The sequence below is a fragment of the Aeromonas intestinalis genome, from assembly GCF_054052485.1.
Map to the genome: position 1 here is coordinate 155,791 of NZ_JBSTYK010000003.1, position 15,961 is coordinate 171,751.

12 protein-coding genes and 1 pseudogene are annotated in these 15,961 nt (G+C 52.5%); 7 read left to right on the forward strand and 6 right to left on the reverse strand.

What is annotated here, in order from left to right:
- Nucleotides 1–29: 29 nt before the first annotated feature.
- The 5 genes from ACW5W7_RS05055 to ACW5W7_RS05075 all read left to right on the forward strand — a co-directional run bounded on the left by ACW5W7_RS05055 (nt 30) and on the right by ACW5W7_RS05075 (nt 5,848).
- Nucleotides 30–1,517 (forward strand): sugar ABC transporter ATP-binding protein, encoded by a 1,488-nt coding sequence (locus ACW5W7_RS05055; RefSeq protein ID WP_349918148.1) that lies wholly within the window; start codon nt 30–32, stop codon nt 1,515–1,517.
- Nucleotides 1,498–2,490, forward strand: a complete 993-nt coding sequence (locus ACW5W7_RS05060) for an ABC transporter permease (protein WP_456500962.1) — start codon at nt 1,498–1,500, stop codon at nt 2,488–2,490. The genes ACW5W7_RS05055 and ACW5W7_RS05060 overlap by 20 nt, the downstream gene beginning before the upstream one ends.
- 70 nt (nt 2,491–2,560) lie before the next feature.
- A complete protein-coding gene (locus tag ACW5W7_RS05065; protein ID WP_456500963.1) occupies nt 2,561–3,541 on the forward strand; it encodes a substrate-binding domain-containing protein in 981 nt (326 codons plus the stop codon).
- Between the two features lie 82 nt (nt 3,542–3,623).
- Nucleotides 3,624–4,706 carry a sugar phosphate isomerase/epimerase family protein gene (locus ACW5W7_RS05070; protein ID WP_456500964.1) on the forward strand — a complete coding sequence of 361 codons (1,083 nt, stop codon included), beginning with the start codon at nt 3,624–3,626 and terminating at the stop codon, nt 4,704–4,706.
- Nucleotides 4,703–5,848, forward strand: coding sequence for a Gfo/Idh/MocA family protein (locus ACW5W7_RS05075; protein ID WP_456500965.1), 1,146 nt, complete (start codon nt 4,703–4,705; stop codon nt 5,846–5,848). Before ACW5W7_RS05070 ends, ACW5W7_RS05075 begins: the two co-directional genes overlap by 4 nt.
- A gap of 109 nt (nt 5,849–5,957) precedes the next feature.
- Here ACW5W7_RS05075 and ACW5W7_RS05080 read toward each other — a convergent pair whose 3' ends face one another.
- Together ACW5W7_RS05080 and ACW5W7_RS05085 are read right to left on the reverse strand one after the other, a co-directional pair.
- Nucleotides 5,958–6,623, reverse strand: a complete 666-nt coding sequence (locus tag ACW5W7_RS05080; protein WP_456500966.1) for a glutathione S-transferase family protein — start codon at nt 6,621–6,623, stop codon at nt 5,958–5,960.
- A gap of 47 nt (nt 6,624–6,670) precedes the next feature.
- Nucleotides 6,671–7,279, reverse strand: a complete 609-nt coding sequence (locus tag ACW5W7_RS05085; RefSeq protein ID WP_456500967.1) for a glutathione S-transferase family protein — start codon at nt 7,277–7,279, stop codon at nt 6,671–6,673.
- Nucleotides 7,280–7,404: 125 nt separating this feature from the next.
- Here ACW5W7_RS05085 and ACW5W7_RS05090 point away from each other — a divergent pair, with 125 nt between their 5' ends.
- Both ACW5W7_RS05090 and ACW5W7_RS05095 read left to right on the forward strand, forming a co-directional pair.
- On the forward strand, nt 7,405–9,168 hold the full coding sequence (locus tag ACW5W7_RS05090; RefSeq protein ID WP_456500968.1) for a recombinase family protein: 1,764 nt from the start codon (nt 7,405–7,407) through the stop codon (nt 9,166–9,168).
- An 82-nt stretch (nt 9,169–9,250) separates the two neighbouring features.
- Nucleotides 9,251–9,523, forward strand: a pseudogene (locus ACW5W7_RS05095) (type VI secretion system PAAR protein); the annotation flags it as partial.
- Nucleotides 9,524–10,749: 1,226 nt separating this feature from the next.
- Here ACW5W7_RS05095 and ACW5W7_RS05100 read toward each other — a convergent pair.
- From ACW5W7_RS05100 to ACW5W7_RS05115, 4 genes are read right to left on the reverse strand one after another with little or no spacing between them, the layout of a single operon-like run.
- Nucleotides 10,750–14,367, reverse strand: a complete 3,618-nt coding sequence (locus ACW5W7_RS05100; protein ID WP_456500969.1) for a phage tail tip fiber protein — start codon at nt 14,365–14,367, stop codon at nt 10,750–10,752.
- A gap of 27 nt (nt 14,368–14,394) precedes the next feature.
- Nucleotides 14,395–14,823 carry a DUF6950 family protein gene (locus ACW5W7_RS05105; protein ID WP_456500970.1) on the reverse strand — a complete coding sequence of 143 codons (429 nt, stop codon included), beginning with the start codon at nt 14,821–14,823 and terminating at the stop codon, nt 14,395–14,397.
- A gap of 2 nt (nt 14,824–14,825) precedes the next feature.
- A complete protein-coding gene (locus ACW5W7_RS05110; protein ID WP_456500971.1) occupies nt 14,826–15,365 on the reverse strand; it encodes a hypothetical protein in 540 nt (179 codons plus the stop codon).
- A gap of 2 nt (nt 15,366–15,367) precedes the next feature.
- Complete coding sequence (locus tag ACW5W7_RS05115) at nt 15,368–15,940, reverse strand: hypothetical protein (protein WP_456500972.1); 573 nt, start codon at nt 15,938–15,940, stop codon at nt 15,368–15,370.
- Nucleotides 15,941–15,961: the final 21 nt, after the last annotated feature.

Here is a 15,961-nt window from a genome sequence, read left to right on the forward strand (position 1 = left end):
CATGGGGCGATTGCCATAGGAAAAAACGGATGAGCCTCAGTGTCGAATTTCGCGGTGTCTACAAAGAGTTCGGCCCTATCCGGGTGCTGCACGGCGTCGACTTCAGCCTGACGGCGGGACGCGTCTATGGCCTGCTCGGGGAAAATGGCGCGGGCAAATCCACCCTGATGAAGATGCTCGCCGGTTACGAGTCCATCAGCGCCGGCGAGATCCGCATCGATGACAAGCTGTGTCAGTGGGCCTCATCTCGTGAGGCAGAGCAGGCAGGCATAGTGCTGATCCATCAAGAACTCAACCTGGCCGAACACCTGACCCTGACCCAGAACCTGTTCCTCGGCCATGAGCTGAAGCGGGGCTGGTTGCTGGACGAAGCCACCATGGCCAGCCAGACCCGCCACTACCTGGAGCAGGTTGGCTTGCAGCGGGATCCTTCTACCAAGGTACGGCAGCTTATCGTGGCGGAGAAGCAACTCGTGGAGATTGCCAAGGCCCTGTCCCGGCAGGCGCGACTGCTCATCATGGATGAACCGACCGCCACCCTGACCCCTGGCGAGACGACGCGGCTCTTTGCCCTCATCGCCCGGCTCAAGGCCCAGGGCACCACCATCATCTACATCTCCCACAAGCTGGACGAGGTGCAGCGGGTCACCGACGAGGTGGTGGTCATGCGCGACGGCCGTTTCGTCAGCCGCGAAGAGACGGCCTCCCTCAGTCGCCAGCAGATGGCGAACCTGATGGTGGGACGCGAGATGTCCGACATGTTCCCTCCAAGGCTCTCTCCCCCGCAAGGCAACGACACCGCCCTCGCGGTGAAAGGGCTCTGCGTCCCCGGCTGGGTCGAGGATCTGAGTTTCGAGGTGCAAAGCGGCGAGATCTACGGCTTCGCCGGCCTGGTGGGGGCCGGGCGCACCGAGGCCTTCGAGGCCATCCTCGGCCTGCGCGAGCGCCGGGCCGGCAGCCTTTGGCTGGCGGGCAGGGAGGTGCACATCGACAGCCCGCGCGCCGCCGCGACGCAGGGCCTCACCTATCTGCCGGAGGATCGCAAGGGCAAGGGGCTGCACATCGACCTCGGGCTGACCGAGAACCTCACCCTGATGACCCTGGCGCGTTATGCCCACCCCTGGCTGGACAAGGGGGCGGAGCGGGCGGCCCTCGATCGCGCCATCGAGGAGTTCGGCATCCGGGCAGGGGCCCCTTCCATCCGGGCCCGGATGATGTCGGGGGGCAACCAGCAAAAACTGGCCCTGGCCAAATTTTTGCACCCAGACCCTCGGGTGATCGTGCTCGACGAGCCCACCCGGGGGGTCGATGTCGGCGCCAAGCGGGACATTTACTTTCTGATCCAGCGGATCGCCGCCGAGGGACGCGCCGTCATCGTCATCTCGAGCGAGCTGATTGAACTGATCGGCCTGTGCCACCGGGTGGCCGTGCTGCGGGCTGGCCGCCTGCAGGCGGTGCTGCCTGCCCATCATCTGACCGAAGAGGAGTTGATCGCTCATGCAACCGGCACCCACTGATACCCGCAAGGCGCGGCTCTCCACCCTGCTCTCGGGCACGGGTCCGCTGCTGGGGCTTATCCTGCTATGCCTGCTCGGGACCTTGCTCAACCCCGACTTTGCCACCCTGGACAACCTGCTCAACGTGCTGACCCGCACCGCCTTCATCGGCATCATCGCCGTGGGCATGACCTTCGTGATCATGTCCGGCGGCATCGATCTCTCGGTCGGCGCCATGGCAGCCCTCATCGCCGGGGCCATGATCCTCATCATGAACCAGCTCGGCACCGGGATACTGGAGGATGCCCCTCTGCTGGTGGTGAGCCTCGGTATCGCGCTGGCCATGATACTCGGCCTGCTGTTCGGGGCCGGTCACGGCCTGCTCATCACCAGCGGCAAGATTGAGCCCTTCATCGTCACCCTCGGCACCCTCGGCATCTTCCGGGCCGTGCTGACCTACCTGGCCGATGGGGGCGCCCTGACCCTGGATGATACCCTCGGCAACGTCTACAGCCCCGTCTATTACGGCAGCCTGCTGGGGCTCCCCATTCCAGTCTGGGTCCTGCTGCTGGTTGCACTGGCCGGGGGCTTGCTGCTCAACCGCACCGCCTTCGGCCGCCACGTACAAGCGATCGGCTCCAACGAGCAGGTGGCGCGCTACGCCGCCATCCGGGTTGATCGGGTCAAGCTGCTCACCTATGCACTGCTCGGGGTCTGCGTCGGCATCGCCACCCTGCTCTATGTGCCGCGTCTGGGCTCCGCCACCCCCACCACCGGGCTTTTGTGGGAACTGGAAGCCATCGCCGCCGTGGTGGTGGGGGGGACCTCCCTCAAGGGAGGTGAAGGGCGCATCTTCGGCACCCTGATAGGAGCCATTCTCCTGTCGGTCATCAGCAACATCCTCAATCTGACCAGCATCATCAACGTATATCTCAATGCCGCGGTACAAGGGGTGGTGATCATCATGGTCGCCTTCATGCAACGCAGGCGTTGAGCGAATAGAAGAAAGCAAGAACGGGTAACAGGCATGGCGGGGCTTATCTCGCCAGACACGGAACGGGCAGATGCCCAACAGTCAAGAGGCGATCAAGATGAACAAGATGCTACACACTCTGGGGGCTTGCGCCCTCTTGCTCGGTGCCAGCAGCGTTTCGGCAGCCGAGAAGATGACGCTGGGAGTCTCCATCCCGACCGCGACCCACAGCTTCACGGCGGGGATCGTCTGGTGGGCCAACAAGGCCAAGGAGGATCTGGAGAAGGCACACCCCGACCTCAAGGTGATCGTCAAGACCGCCGCCACGGCGCCGGATCAGGCCAACCAGCTGCAGGATCTGCTGACGGTCAACAAGATAGATACCCTGGTCATCTTCCCCTTCGAGTCGGCCTCCCTGACCAAGCCGGTGGCCCAGGTCAAGCAGAAGGGGGTCTATGTTACCGTGGTGGATCGGGGCCTCACCGATACCAGTGCCCAGGATGCCTACGTGGCCGGTGACAACACCGCCTTTGGCAAACTGCCGGCGGAGTTCATGGCCAAGACATTGAATGGCAAGGGGAACATCGTCGCCCTTCGCGGCATTCCCACCACCCTGGACAACGAACGCTTCGACGCCTTCACCGGCGTGATGAAGCAGCACGGCGACATCAAGCTCCTCGACGCCAAATATGGCAACTGGAACCGGGACGACGCCTTCAAGGTGATGCAGGACTTCCTGACCCGTTTCAAGCACATCGACGCGGTCTGGGCTGCCGATGACGACATGGCGGTTGGGGTGCTCAAGGCCATCGATCAGGCCAAGCGCACCGACATCAAGCTGGTATTTGGCGGCGCCGGTGCCAAGGGAGCGATCAAGACCCTGATGGATGGCAGCGATCCCCGCATCCAGGCCAACGTCTCCTACTCCCCCAAGTTCATGTATGACGCCATCATGCTCACCGCCGAGGCTCGCCTCAAGGGTGAGCCGCTGCCGGCCAATACCATCATTCCCTCGGTGCTGATCACCCCGCAGACGGCCAAGGAGTTCTACTTCCCCGACTCCCCGTTCTAAGTAGCCGCTGGCGACCGGCCCCGCCGGTCGCCAAGTGGCGGTCAGTTCATCCCTTACACCACGCTTTGATGCAGGAGTGTCCATGAAGACCATCAAGGGACCGGCTCTCTTCCTCGCCCAGTTCATGGGGGACAAGCCGCCATTCGACACGCTCACCGGCCTGGCGGACTGGGCCGCCAGCCTCGGCTTTCGCGGCCTGCAACTGCCGACGGACTCGCGCCTGTTCGATCTGGCCCAGGCGGCAGCCAGCCAGGATTATTGCGACGACATCAGCGGTCTGCTGGCCGAGCGGGGGCTGGTCATCACCGAGCTCTCCACCCATCTGCAGGGCCAGCTGCTGGCGGTCCATCCTGCCTATGACAGCCTGTTCGACGGCTTCGCCCCCCCGGCGGTGCGCGGCAATCCCGCCGCCCGCACCCGGTGGGCCGCCGATCAGCTCAAGGCCGCGGCCATCGCCTCCAGGCGGCTCGGCCTCAGTGCCCACGTCACCTTCTCCGGATCCCTCGCCTGGCCCTACCTCTATCCCTGGCCCCAGCGCCCTGCCGGGCTCATCGAGGAGGCCTTCGCCGAGCTCGCCCGCCGCTGGCTGCCGCTGCTTCACGCCTTCGACGAGGCCGGGGTAGATCTCTGTTATGAGCTGCACCCGGGGGAGGATCTGTTCGACGGTGCGACTTTTGAGCGCTTCCTCGAAGCCACCGGCGAGCATCCACGGGTCAACGTGCTCTACGATCCCAGCCACATGCTGCTGCAGCAGCTCGATTACCTCGCCTTCCTCGACCTCTATCACGAGCGGGTGCGCGCCTTCCACGTGAAGGATGCCGAATTCAGACCCTCGGGGCGCCAGGGCGTCTACGGGGGCTACGCCCCCTGGCTGGGACGGGCGGGACGTTTTCGCTCCCTGGGAGATGGCCAGATAGACTTCGGCGCCATCTTCAGCAAGCTCGCCCAGTACGACTACCCCGGCTGGGCGGTGCTGGAGTGGGAATGCGCCCTCAAGCATCCGGAAGACGGTGCCGCCGAGGGGGCCGACTTCATCCGCCGCCATATCATCCGGGTCGCCGAACACCCCTTCGATGATTTCGCCGGCAGCGGCCTGGCACCAGCGGCGCTGCGAAACCTGCTCGGACTCACAGCCCCCACCGGCAAGGGAGGAGAAACCTCATGACGAGACGACTGCGTCTGGGCATGGTGGGGGGCGGCCAGGGGGCCTTCATCGGCGCCGTCCATCGGCTGGCCGCCCGCATGGACGATCAGTATGAGCTGCTCGCCGCCGCTCTCTCCGCCGACCCCGCCAACGCTCGGGTGAGCGCCCTCGCCCTCGGGCTGGATCCGACCCGCGCTTACGAGGATTTCGCCCGCATGGCCCGGGCGGAGGCGGCCAGACCCGACGGCATCGAAGTAGTGGCCATCACCACCCCGAACCACCTGCACGCCCCGGTGGCGCGCGCCTTCCTGCAGGTCGGGATCCACGTCATCTGCGACAAGCCGCTCGCGCTGACCCTGGCCGAGGGGGAAGAACTCGCCCGCCTCGCCCGCCAGCAGCGGCGGCTGTTCGCCCTCACTCACACCTATTCGGGCTACCCCATGGTGCGCCACGCCCGCGAGCTGGTCGCCGCCGGGGCCCTGGGGGAGCTGCGTTATCTGCAGGTGGAGTACCTGCAGGACTGGCTCGCCAACCCCATCCCCCCCGGCCAGAACAAGCAGGCGGACTGGCGTGGGGATCCCGCCCGCGCCGGGCGGGCGGGTTGCCTCGGCGACATCGGCACCCACGCCTACCAGCTGGCGGCCTTTATCAGCGGGCAGTGGCCGAGCGAGCTCGCCGCCCAGTTGCACAGTTTCGTGCCGGATCGCCTGGTGGACGACCATCTGCAGATCTGGCTGCGCTATCCGGATGGGATGCGCGGGTCACTCAACGCGAGCCAGGTCGCCAGCGGCGAGGAGAACCGGCTGCAGATCCGCCTCTATGGCAGCAAGGCCAGCCTGGTCTTTCGCCAGGAGGCGCCGAACGAACTCTGGCTGACCCCGACCGGCGGCACCAGCCAGCGGCTGACCCGGGGCCGGGTGGCGAGCCCGGCGGCCCAGCACGCCAGCCGGGTGCCCGCCGGTCATCCCGAAGGCTATCTGGAGGCCTTCGCCCAGCTCTACACGGACGCAGCCCTGCAGATCCGCGCCCTTGAGAGCGGACTCCCGCCGCCCCCCGAGAGTCTGGCGCTCACCACGGTCGAGGATGGGGTGGCGGGGATGCGCTTCATCGAAGCCAGCCTGGCCAGCCACGCCGCCGATGGGCGCTGGCAGCCGCTCTCTTGACATAGCGCCTGACCAAACAAAACAGACCGGGCGGCCCCTCACAAGGCGCCGCCCGGTCTGTTTCAGTGTTGCCTTTTCTCCGTCAACCGGAGAAAGCCCTCATCCTCGTCTAGCGGGTCATCATCGACTGGACCCGCTTGGCCGCCTCTTCCGGGGTCTCCTCCTTGCGCGGGGGGATGTTGATGCCCTTCTGGCAAGCGGGTTTTGCGGCCATGCGATCCATCCAGGCCTGCAGGTGAGTCAGCCCCTCGATGGAAATACCGCTCCACTCGTGGATCCGCACCCAGGGCCAGGTGGCGATGTCGGCGATGCTGTACTCGTCCGCCAGGTATTCGTGATGGGCCAGATGGCCGTCCAGCACCTCGAACAGGCGGCGCCCCTCTTTCTGGTAGCGTTCGATGGCGGCGGGGATCTTCTCCGGGAAGTAGCGATAGAAGACGTTGGCCTGCCCCATCATGGGACCGACCCCTCCCATCTGGAACATCAGCCACTGCAGGGCCTGGGAGCGGCGCTTGGGATCCTCGGGCAGCAGCTTGCCCGCCTTTTCGGCCAGATAGATGAGGATGGCGCCGGATTCGAACACGGCGAAGTCATCGTTGTCCCGATCGACGATGGCCGGGATGCGGCCATTGGGGTTGATGGCCAGGAAATCGGGCTGCTTCTGATCCAGTGCCGACAGATCCAGCGGGATCACTCGGTACGGCAATCCCAGTTCTTCCAGCGCTATGGTGACCTTGAAGCCATTGGGGGTGGCGGCGGTATAGAGATCGATCATCTTGGACTCCTTTTCATGGAAACGGGCTCTTGGTGGGAATAGGGCCGTCAGGCCTGGGCACTGGGGCGGGCACTGACCCGCTCATGCCAAGCTTGCAAATGAACCTGACCGGGGGTGATACGCAGCTCCACCACCTTGCCAAAGTCGATGGTGCACAGGGCCAGGATATCGGCGATGGTGAAACGTTCGCCAGCGACATAGGGCACCTCTGCCAGCCTGGCATCGAGCTTGTCGAACCAGAGCATGGCGTTCTTCTTGCACTCCTCCCCCCACTCGGGGAAGGGGATTTCCCTGTCTTTGTAAAAACCCGTGATATGACGAAAGGCCATGCCGGTCGGCAGCCAGAGGTTGAATTCGATGAAACGGCTCCACATCTCTATGGTGGCCCGTTCCAGGGGTGTGCTGCCAAACAGGTTGGGTTCGGGATAAAGCTCTTCAAAATAGCGGCAGATGGCGAGGGTTTCACTGAGACAGGTGCCATCGTCGAGTTCCAGCACGGGAATACGTCCGGCCGGGTTCTTGGCCAGAAAGTCAGGGCCCAGGTTCTCCCCGGCCCCCAGATCGACCTGCTGATAGGTCATCTCGATACACTTCTCCGCCAGGAACATCCTGACGCGACGGGCATTGGGGGCACGCCTTAGCTCATAAACCTTCATATCACTCTCCGTGGACAAGACTTCCTGTGCCGTGATCCCGGCAATACACGGATCACGACGGCGCAATACCGGTCAGTTGTAATTGTGATATGATTTACGCCACATTACTAGTGGGCCCATTATCAATGAAATCATATCTTTATAGCCGGATCTCGACTCTACAACAGGTTAGCGGTTTTGGTATAGCCCGCCAGATACTAACGATAACCGACTTCCTAGATAATGCCGTCATAGATAGCCGCCTTGGCTACCAACTTGATCCGAACGACTATGAGATCCTTGAAAGCGATATAGGGAAATCCGCCTTCAAAGGTAGCAACTGGCAGCCAAACAGTAACCTAGGCAGGTTCTACGATGATGTGATCAGCAAGCGTATAACCAGTGGGGCTCTCATCGTTGAGAACATCGATCGCCTGACCCGCCTCTCTAACTACCAAGCGGCACATAAGCTCACAACCTTGATCACTCATGGCATCGACATTATCGAGGTTGAATCAGGAACCTGCTTTTCCATGAGGATCCCTGAGTCAAACTCCATTCTGAACATGTCCATATCCAGGGCTCATAACGAGTCCAAACGTAAGTCCAATATGGGTCAAAAGACTTGGGCGAACAGAATTACTAAGTTGAGGGATGAGGGTAAGGCGAGCGTTAAGATTTGCCCGAGGTGGTTAACGGTACAAGACGGTAAGTACATACTCGATACTGAGCAAGCAGCGATATTACTTTCAATTCATCAGCAGTACCTAGATGGTCATGGAAGCTCTGCAATTGTCCGTCGATTGAATGATGAGGGTAAACTAAACAATGGCAAACCTTGGAACACCCTTACACTTCACAAAGTACTAAAAGATGAGCGTCTTACTGGAAAGATGGTTATTGGAAAACAAAGGATTGTTGATACAAGTAAAAGCGAAGAAGAACAAAACAAACAAAGAGAATCATTCAATAACAATTTAATTACTGTTGATAATGCATTTCCAGTTGTTGTGGATCCAGAACTGTTTAACCGAGTCCAAAGTAAGATTAACCCAACCAAACATGGAAAACAGAAACCCAAAACAACCAAGTTAATGAGAAACTTGTTTAACGGGATTAGTTTTTGTGGTGTATGTGGAAATCAATTTATTGTTTGCACCAATGGGCGGGGAACATCTTTCTATAGCTGCCTTGGTCGTCGCTCTGAAAAAACGTGTATAAATGTGGGGGTGAACTACTATCAGTTTGAAACATCCATCTTAAAGCACATCAAAGAATTGAACTGGTCTGCAATCTACACCAGAGAGAATGACACTACTGATACTATCAATGAATGTCGCATGAAGATAGCAGATGTTGAAAGTAAGATCAGCGAACTCAACAAAGAACTAATTGATTTAGAAGATGATGACCTTGAAGTTAGAATTATTCGAATAATCAAAAAGAACAAGGGCATTCTGAATGACTTAGTATCAGAGTTAAATGGTCTAATGGCTAGTAGTAGTGATGGTAATGTTGCTTTTAACCCTGACTTAGAGTTAGTTCATGATCAGGCTAATACACACCTCAGACAAGATACCAATGTTGCGTTAAGAAAGGTTATAAAACAAATAGCTATTGTTCGTGATGGCAACTTGGTTCAGTGCTGGATTAAGTATTACACGGACTATGTCAGCCACCTTCTGATTTTTGACATTACGAAAAAAGATATGGTGAGCAAAACCTGTATTACTAATGATGGGGTTTTCTATTTTGATGCAGGTAGCATTGATATAAAAACAGGGAAGCTGCTTATAACTGGAGCAGAGCTAAGGGACGAAGATAAGATTGCCCTTGAACTGTGGTTAGAAATGTTTGAGAAAGCAGGCACTCTAGCAATTGATATGGCTAAGAATAATCTGTCAATCTAATCAGCTTCTGTTAATGGTCTCAATCGGTGCAGTGTGGTAGGGTGTCCTCCATTTACCACACGATGCACAAGGAATTGTTGTTTTGAGTAAGAACGCAGCTAAGATCGGAGACATTGGTACAGACCATGACGGGTTCCATCCCACGGCCATTACAGCGGGTTCGCCTGATGTGTTCATTGACGGTATCCCCGCCGCTCGTGTCGGTGATCCCCTAGCCCCTCATGACAAGCCAAATAACCCCCCTCATCCCCGTACTATCGCTTCTGGCTCATCAACTGTGCTCGTGAATGGCAAGCCTCTGGCTATCACTGGTGGTGCCGTGGATTGTGGCGGTGTGATTATCGGTTCAGGAACTGTCATTGTCGGGGATCAAGCCCCAGTAGCCCGAACAATGGCAATGGCCCCACAACCTGCCGCACCAGTAGAGATCCCCGCTAAAAATGCGTACTGGCCGCCTTATGACTTTGCCCAGGGTAAGTATCTTGAAGTCGTATACATGACGCCACCCAATGACTTTGCAGTGCTGACCCTAGAAGAAGCAAACGAACTGCTGCACAACCTATACGATGAGGCTGGCGGTAAAGATACCATCGGTAAGATCAACTCTTACCATGGCCTCTATGACGGCCTCAAAACTACTGTTGAAACGGCAAGGGGGCTTGGTGGTATGGGCGTGATGGCCTATACGAAGAACATCAAAGGCGTTGACTATGTGATCATCAAGAACTATCGCCGCCATGCTCAAACCTTGATGAAGGGGAACAAGTGGAAGGCCAGCAACCCTAAGGTGGTTCAAGCAGGCATTGGTATCAATGATGTGAAGGGGGCAGTTCGATATGCAAAGGTCAATGTCGGCGTAGAGATTGTGTTTGCAACTGCTGTGAATGCGGTTGACTTCATCATGCGTGATGATGCTACCCTTGCTGAATTTGTCGGTAATACATCTGGGGATCTTACAAAGGGACTAATCAGCCTAGGAGTTGCTGGCCTCGCCGTTGTGATGGTTCCTGCTACTGCTGGTGTTATTGCTACTGGCTTTGTATTTGCATTTTCTTCATTCCTGACAGGCCAGCTTTTAGACTATCTTGATGAGCAGTACGGATATACAAAATCTCTCAATGGAAAAATTAAAGAGGTTCTAGAGTGAATTATATAAGGGTGCTTTTCTTCAGCATTATAGTTTTCGTTTGTGTATTCTTTGGATGGGATATACTAAAAAAAGCTTTTGGCACTCAGCAAGACATATATGTTATAAATGGAATTCTGAACTATTGGGCCATATTCTCTGGCTTCCTGTCCAGCTTAGTTATAATTTTCTATTGTATAGTTGAGATTCTAAAGAGGAAGCCATCAGCATCATTCCTAAGGAAAGGAATTTTAGTAAGTTGTGTGATAATAGCTCCCCTTCTATCTTTTGCTTTGAAGGAAGTGATGCAGCAAAGAGCTAGTGGCTATGTTGAATGTGACAAGCTACATAGACTAAGCTCTCGCTTCTCTAGTACAACATATGCAGTTAATAATGAAAGTTGCATAAAACTTGAAGAAAAGAAAAAAGCCCCATGAGGGGCTTTTGTTTTATGATTACTTAACAGCCGTCAACCAGCCATGAGTACCAGAGTACGAAATATTGTTTATCGCAGTGGTGTTACTATTGTACGCAACGACTCTGAAAGTCAGAGTTCCAGTGGTGTTCGCAGGGCAAGTACCAACTATATCCGTTAGATATACTGATAAAGCATAGTTGTTTGTACCATTTGTGGTACTAGCAGTTGTTACACTTTCACCAATAATAGCTCCATTCAAAAGAGCTTGGAATCGTACACCTAAAACCCCTGGCCCTGCTGCGACTGAGCAGAAGCAAACATATTTCTCAATCACCTGAATGATGTTTCTAGGTCTAGTACTGCTTCCAATACTGATAGATGTTCCTGTACCAGTGAATACCTCGGTTATGTCACCAACAAGATCCTGTACCAGTAGCGTCCCACGTATCACGGCGTTATTGCAGTAAAAGGTTCCATTGGCATCTATTCGGGTTCTTCCTGAATTGAAGTTCAGGGTATCTTGTCCTGCTCTGCCATCGAGATAACCACCTGTCATATTGAGCCGTGCATTCACAGTAAGTGAGTTACTAAACGTGCCTGATGTGGCATTGACTGTACCTGTGACCGTGGCGTTGGTCATTGTGACGGCCCCTGTAGTACTCACCCTGAAAGGGGCCGTCCCGCCAGTAGTTGAGCCAGCATAGATACGCCAGTTTGCATCTGCCCCGTTCAGGGTGGCACTGGTAGCTCCTGAGCCAGCCTGAATGATACTGTTCGCGGCAATGTGGTTGCCGTTGATTGCATCTGCGGAAATCTGTGATGCGGTGATATCTCCCACAAGTAATGACTTGATCATCGTCTTACCATTACGCACTTCAAACACGCTTTGAGTTCCAGCACTAGAACTAATTCTGAATACATCAGTTAAGAAATCTACAGTACTGGTGGTTCCATCATTGCCTAACTGCAATCCAGATACCTTACCATTCACATCTAATTTTATTGTGCGTAAGGCATTCACCTTCCCATCAACAGTACTGATAGCTTGGCTTTGTTCTGTGATAGTCACACCTTGAGCTTGAACAGTACTATCAACCTGGGCCAACTTAGTGTTAGTGGTTTCAATTAATGTTTTATTACTTTTAATTGTAGTCTCTTGTAAGGCTACCTTATCTTGAAGTTCTGTTATCTCGCCGCCCTGCTCTGCTAGTTCCTTCTTCGCTGCATCCAAGTTCTGTTCCACCTCTTGAAAAGATGGACTATCACTTAAAAGATCATCTATTGAGGTTTGAGAGTACCAAACAGGTATAGAATACACTGGCCCTGAACTGGGATGGCCGTAGTAATCGCGATGGGCAATCCATGCGTAACCGCTTTTAGGTGCCTTACCACCAAGTACAGAAGTCCACCATCCTACAGAAGAACTTGAGACATACTCTGCACTTGTTGGGGGGATAGTCTTACTTTGAGTTACCCAAATATCAGTCGCTTCATAATCCTTCACAGTCTCTGAGGGGTTTAGCCATTCGATGGTTAAATTGATAAGTTCTGAACGTGCCTGTACGCTCGCTGGTTGACTCATGGGCTCGTTATATAGATTCACCTGTACCGATGCCCCAACGTCTGCAAAAATGCTTACAGGCGTCACAATGACCCATACATTACGTGATAGTCCGCCCTTTCGGTTTTGTTCAAGTGTGTAAGTGAAACTGGGGTCAGTTACTACGTGATTGCTCTTTATGTTCCCTACTGTGGTATGTGCAATTTGTACCTGATAGTAACTAACAAGTTCTGATAGGTCTGTATGGCCAGCAACCGGATTTCCAAGATTCGGGATAGCTCCCTTAACTGGATTCCATCTGATGATTGCATCCTTGCCTGTGAAGTCCCCAGTTAAACCAGTAACAGCAGGTAAAGTAAGAACCTTTGCGATACGTTGGTTTAGTAGTTCAGTGAACCGCGAATAGCCGACAGCCGCTTGAGTCCTAACACGAAAATCATAGTTAGTAGCATTTTGGAGATTGGTGATAGTTACACTTTCAGCGGAAACAATTTGATAGCTAACCCATGTGGTGGAACCTGTCTTTCGGTATTGAACTTCATTTCGTTGTTCACCTTTGTATTGACTGCTCCAAGTAAGAACACCATGTCCCTGTACAGTTCCAGCATTCTGAGTGAACACTAAGTTATTTGGAGGATTGATTATCAATAATGGATCAGGGAGTGAACCAGAACTTCCACCACTTTGGTAATCAGATGTATCAAAAACTTCTGGGAGATATTCAACAGCCTCAATATCAGAAATCAGTATCTTCTCATCCATGGAACTTTTGAGGGAAACGACTCTAAATTTCTTATGATCCATGTTGAACATGACGTTACTAACTTCAACCACATCACCAAGCTTTAGTTTGGTTACTGTATTGTCGATTTTGAAACTGATTGACTTCTTCTGTAGTTGGGCTCGTTTGTAAGCTCTATTGGCGAACCATTTTACTTTTGCATAATCCCCTGCTGAACCATCGACTAAGAATGGTAACTTCAAAGTCTTCTCTTTTATGTATCCATCTGTTTGGATTACTGGATCAGTCTTTTGATTCTTAGGAATTACGTACTTGTCTTGGGAATAGTTAGAATCTTTATTCAGGTACTCAACAATTATTGTGTTTGCATAGTCTTCCCCACCCTTGTTAAGAACACGAATTTCAGAATGCATATTGGATTCATTAAGATGTACTAGCGAGGCAGTAACATCAATAGGTCGTACTTTCACAAGTCCACTTTCTAAGTAGATTTCCCCATCAAAACTTGCTGCAAAGTCCTTTAGGATTTCACCAAACGTACTATCTTGGTTTACGAACCCCTGAAACTTAAGTTTTTTGTTATCTGCATAATTCGCTAATAGAATGAAAGAGGTAATATCTACATCTTCAACCTCTAATCCCATGCCCCAAACTGGGTCTAAAAGATAACTCAAAATACAACATGCTGGATTGGTATAACTACTTCCCCACACTCGTTTAGATTTATCATCACGACCTAGGCAGTTTGGATCTGTTCTGGGATCAATTACTGCGATCCCACTTACTAATGCTTCTACTTTGTTCTTGGTGTTGATAAATCGGATCTCATTATCACCACCTGTTGAAACCCATCGCTCAGCAAGTAGTGATAAGCTGGCAATACCATCACCTCTAAAGTTCGCTGATACTTCACCATCAGAGTTTTGAATTATCTGACTGAACATTGCGGTTTCAGTTGCTAATCCCTTCTTTAGGCCCACTGAGACGTTAGGGAAGTTCGCACTAGTACTGTATGTGTGCCATCCAATCGTTTGCGGGAGAGTGTTATTGAAGTACGGAACACCATTAATATAGATCTGATTGATACTCTTGACTTCACCAAGCCCAATGCAGAACAACTGTGCTAAGTAGTTTGTATTGAAGTTATTGACGTTGTTGTAAACCTGAGCACATGGAAGCAGACAATCACCGAAGGGGATCAAGATTGGGTTATCTTGCCCTCTCCGATCTATACCTACGCCATAATCTTGCTGATCCATGCTTGGTTGTTTTGCTGTTAAAGATATTGCGAGTGATACGGCACTAATAGCAGCCGAAACAATGGCCGCGATGGCTGAAATTTCTAAGCCCATTGAAAAAACTTCCTTATTATTCTTTTATTAATTTAACTTTCTGAATGCCTTTAGATCCTTGTTGCTGCTGGTAACAGTACTGAACTGCACATAATCGAATGTCCCAGAATCGAGAACACCAAAGAGATACCCACTGTGATAGATCAATGTATGGTATCCACTGACTACCAACAGATCCCCTTCTTGGATGAAGCTCGGATCAATCGATTCAACACCATTTGCAGCCATGAAGATTTCTAGGTCTTTGTGTTGAAGTAGTTCAGGTAGAACTCTCTTAGCTCCGCGAACCGTCTTGAAACGTCCTGAGATGAGCTGTAATGCGTTTTGTGCCTCTGGGGTATCCATCCATTCAATAAGTAATGTGAAGCAACACAGCTTGCTAGGGATGCGTTCCTGGCCCCTATATTTTGTGATTAGACAGTCACATAAATTCCATTTTTTTAGTTCTATATCCATTACTATTTTTTCCACATTACATCATCGTCTTGGTCTATGTTTGCATATTTGAAAAACTCATCTGTTGTTGAGTTAATGAACTGGTGAGTTTGTTGATTGGCTCTCATCAGTGAAGGTTTCTTATCTAAATCAAAGATGCTGTAGCACTCCATTTGCAGAGCTACATAGGGGGTTTTATTGCTGTAGTTAACTTGTTGTTCTGGTGCAGTACCCCATCCCTTGAAGTACACTTCTTTGGAAATTATGTTGTTTGAGGAATCATCAAAGAATACTCGTTGGATCGTTACCCTCACCCTGTTGATACTAATACTTTGTATTAGATTCAATACTGAGGTGTCCAAGCCCGTCAGCGTGAGTGTCAGGGGTTTTCCCTTGATTGTGTTATCTATAGTCACCTTGTCTATTGCGAGTAATGAGCCGTAACTTAGATATAAATCACCATTACTATCTTTTAGATCTAGTGGTGCGGTAGTCCATCTGACGATCTGATTAACCTCTGGAAGACTTCTTAGATCGATTGATACTGTACTTGCTATATTCATTCTTATAGTACCTCTTTGGCAGATAGTGTGATTGATTCGGCTCTGCCCATCTTCATAGTGAAAGAGTTACTATCAAGGCGTAACCGTAATCTAGGATTGCTGAAATTGATTTTTGATGTTACGACAGTTGCGAATCTAGCAGCAGGGAAGAAATTGTAGTTACTGCCGGATTTAGCAGTTACAACATAGAGTTTCGTATCGTTTGGAAACTGGAAGTATGAACCTTCTGGGATCGAAGTATTGTTCAGGGTCATAGTTGTTGAGCCCTGCAATACTTGAGAAGTGTTTAGTACATTCGTTGCATTTGGGGTTGTTAGTGGGTTGAACCATCCATCAACTGAACCTAGATCAAGTTCGAATGGTGATAGCTGACCGCGAATATTTAGAAGTAGTGCATTTAATTTCTTACTATCTTCTTGTGTGGATATAGTTACTGTGAAATTGCATAGAATTCTATGTAACCCAGTACTAAGGGCATGACCTTTTTGGTTGATACTTTCTGAATAAAAAACTGGTGTTTCTTGGGTTAGTTCTACATCTGATATAGCCCAGTCTTGGACTGAAATTGTTTGCATAAGTTAATACCTTCATAATTA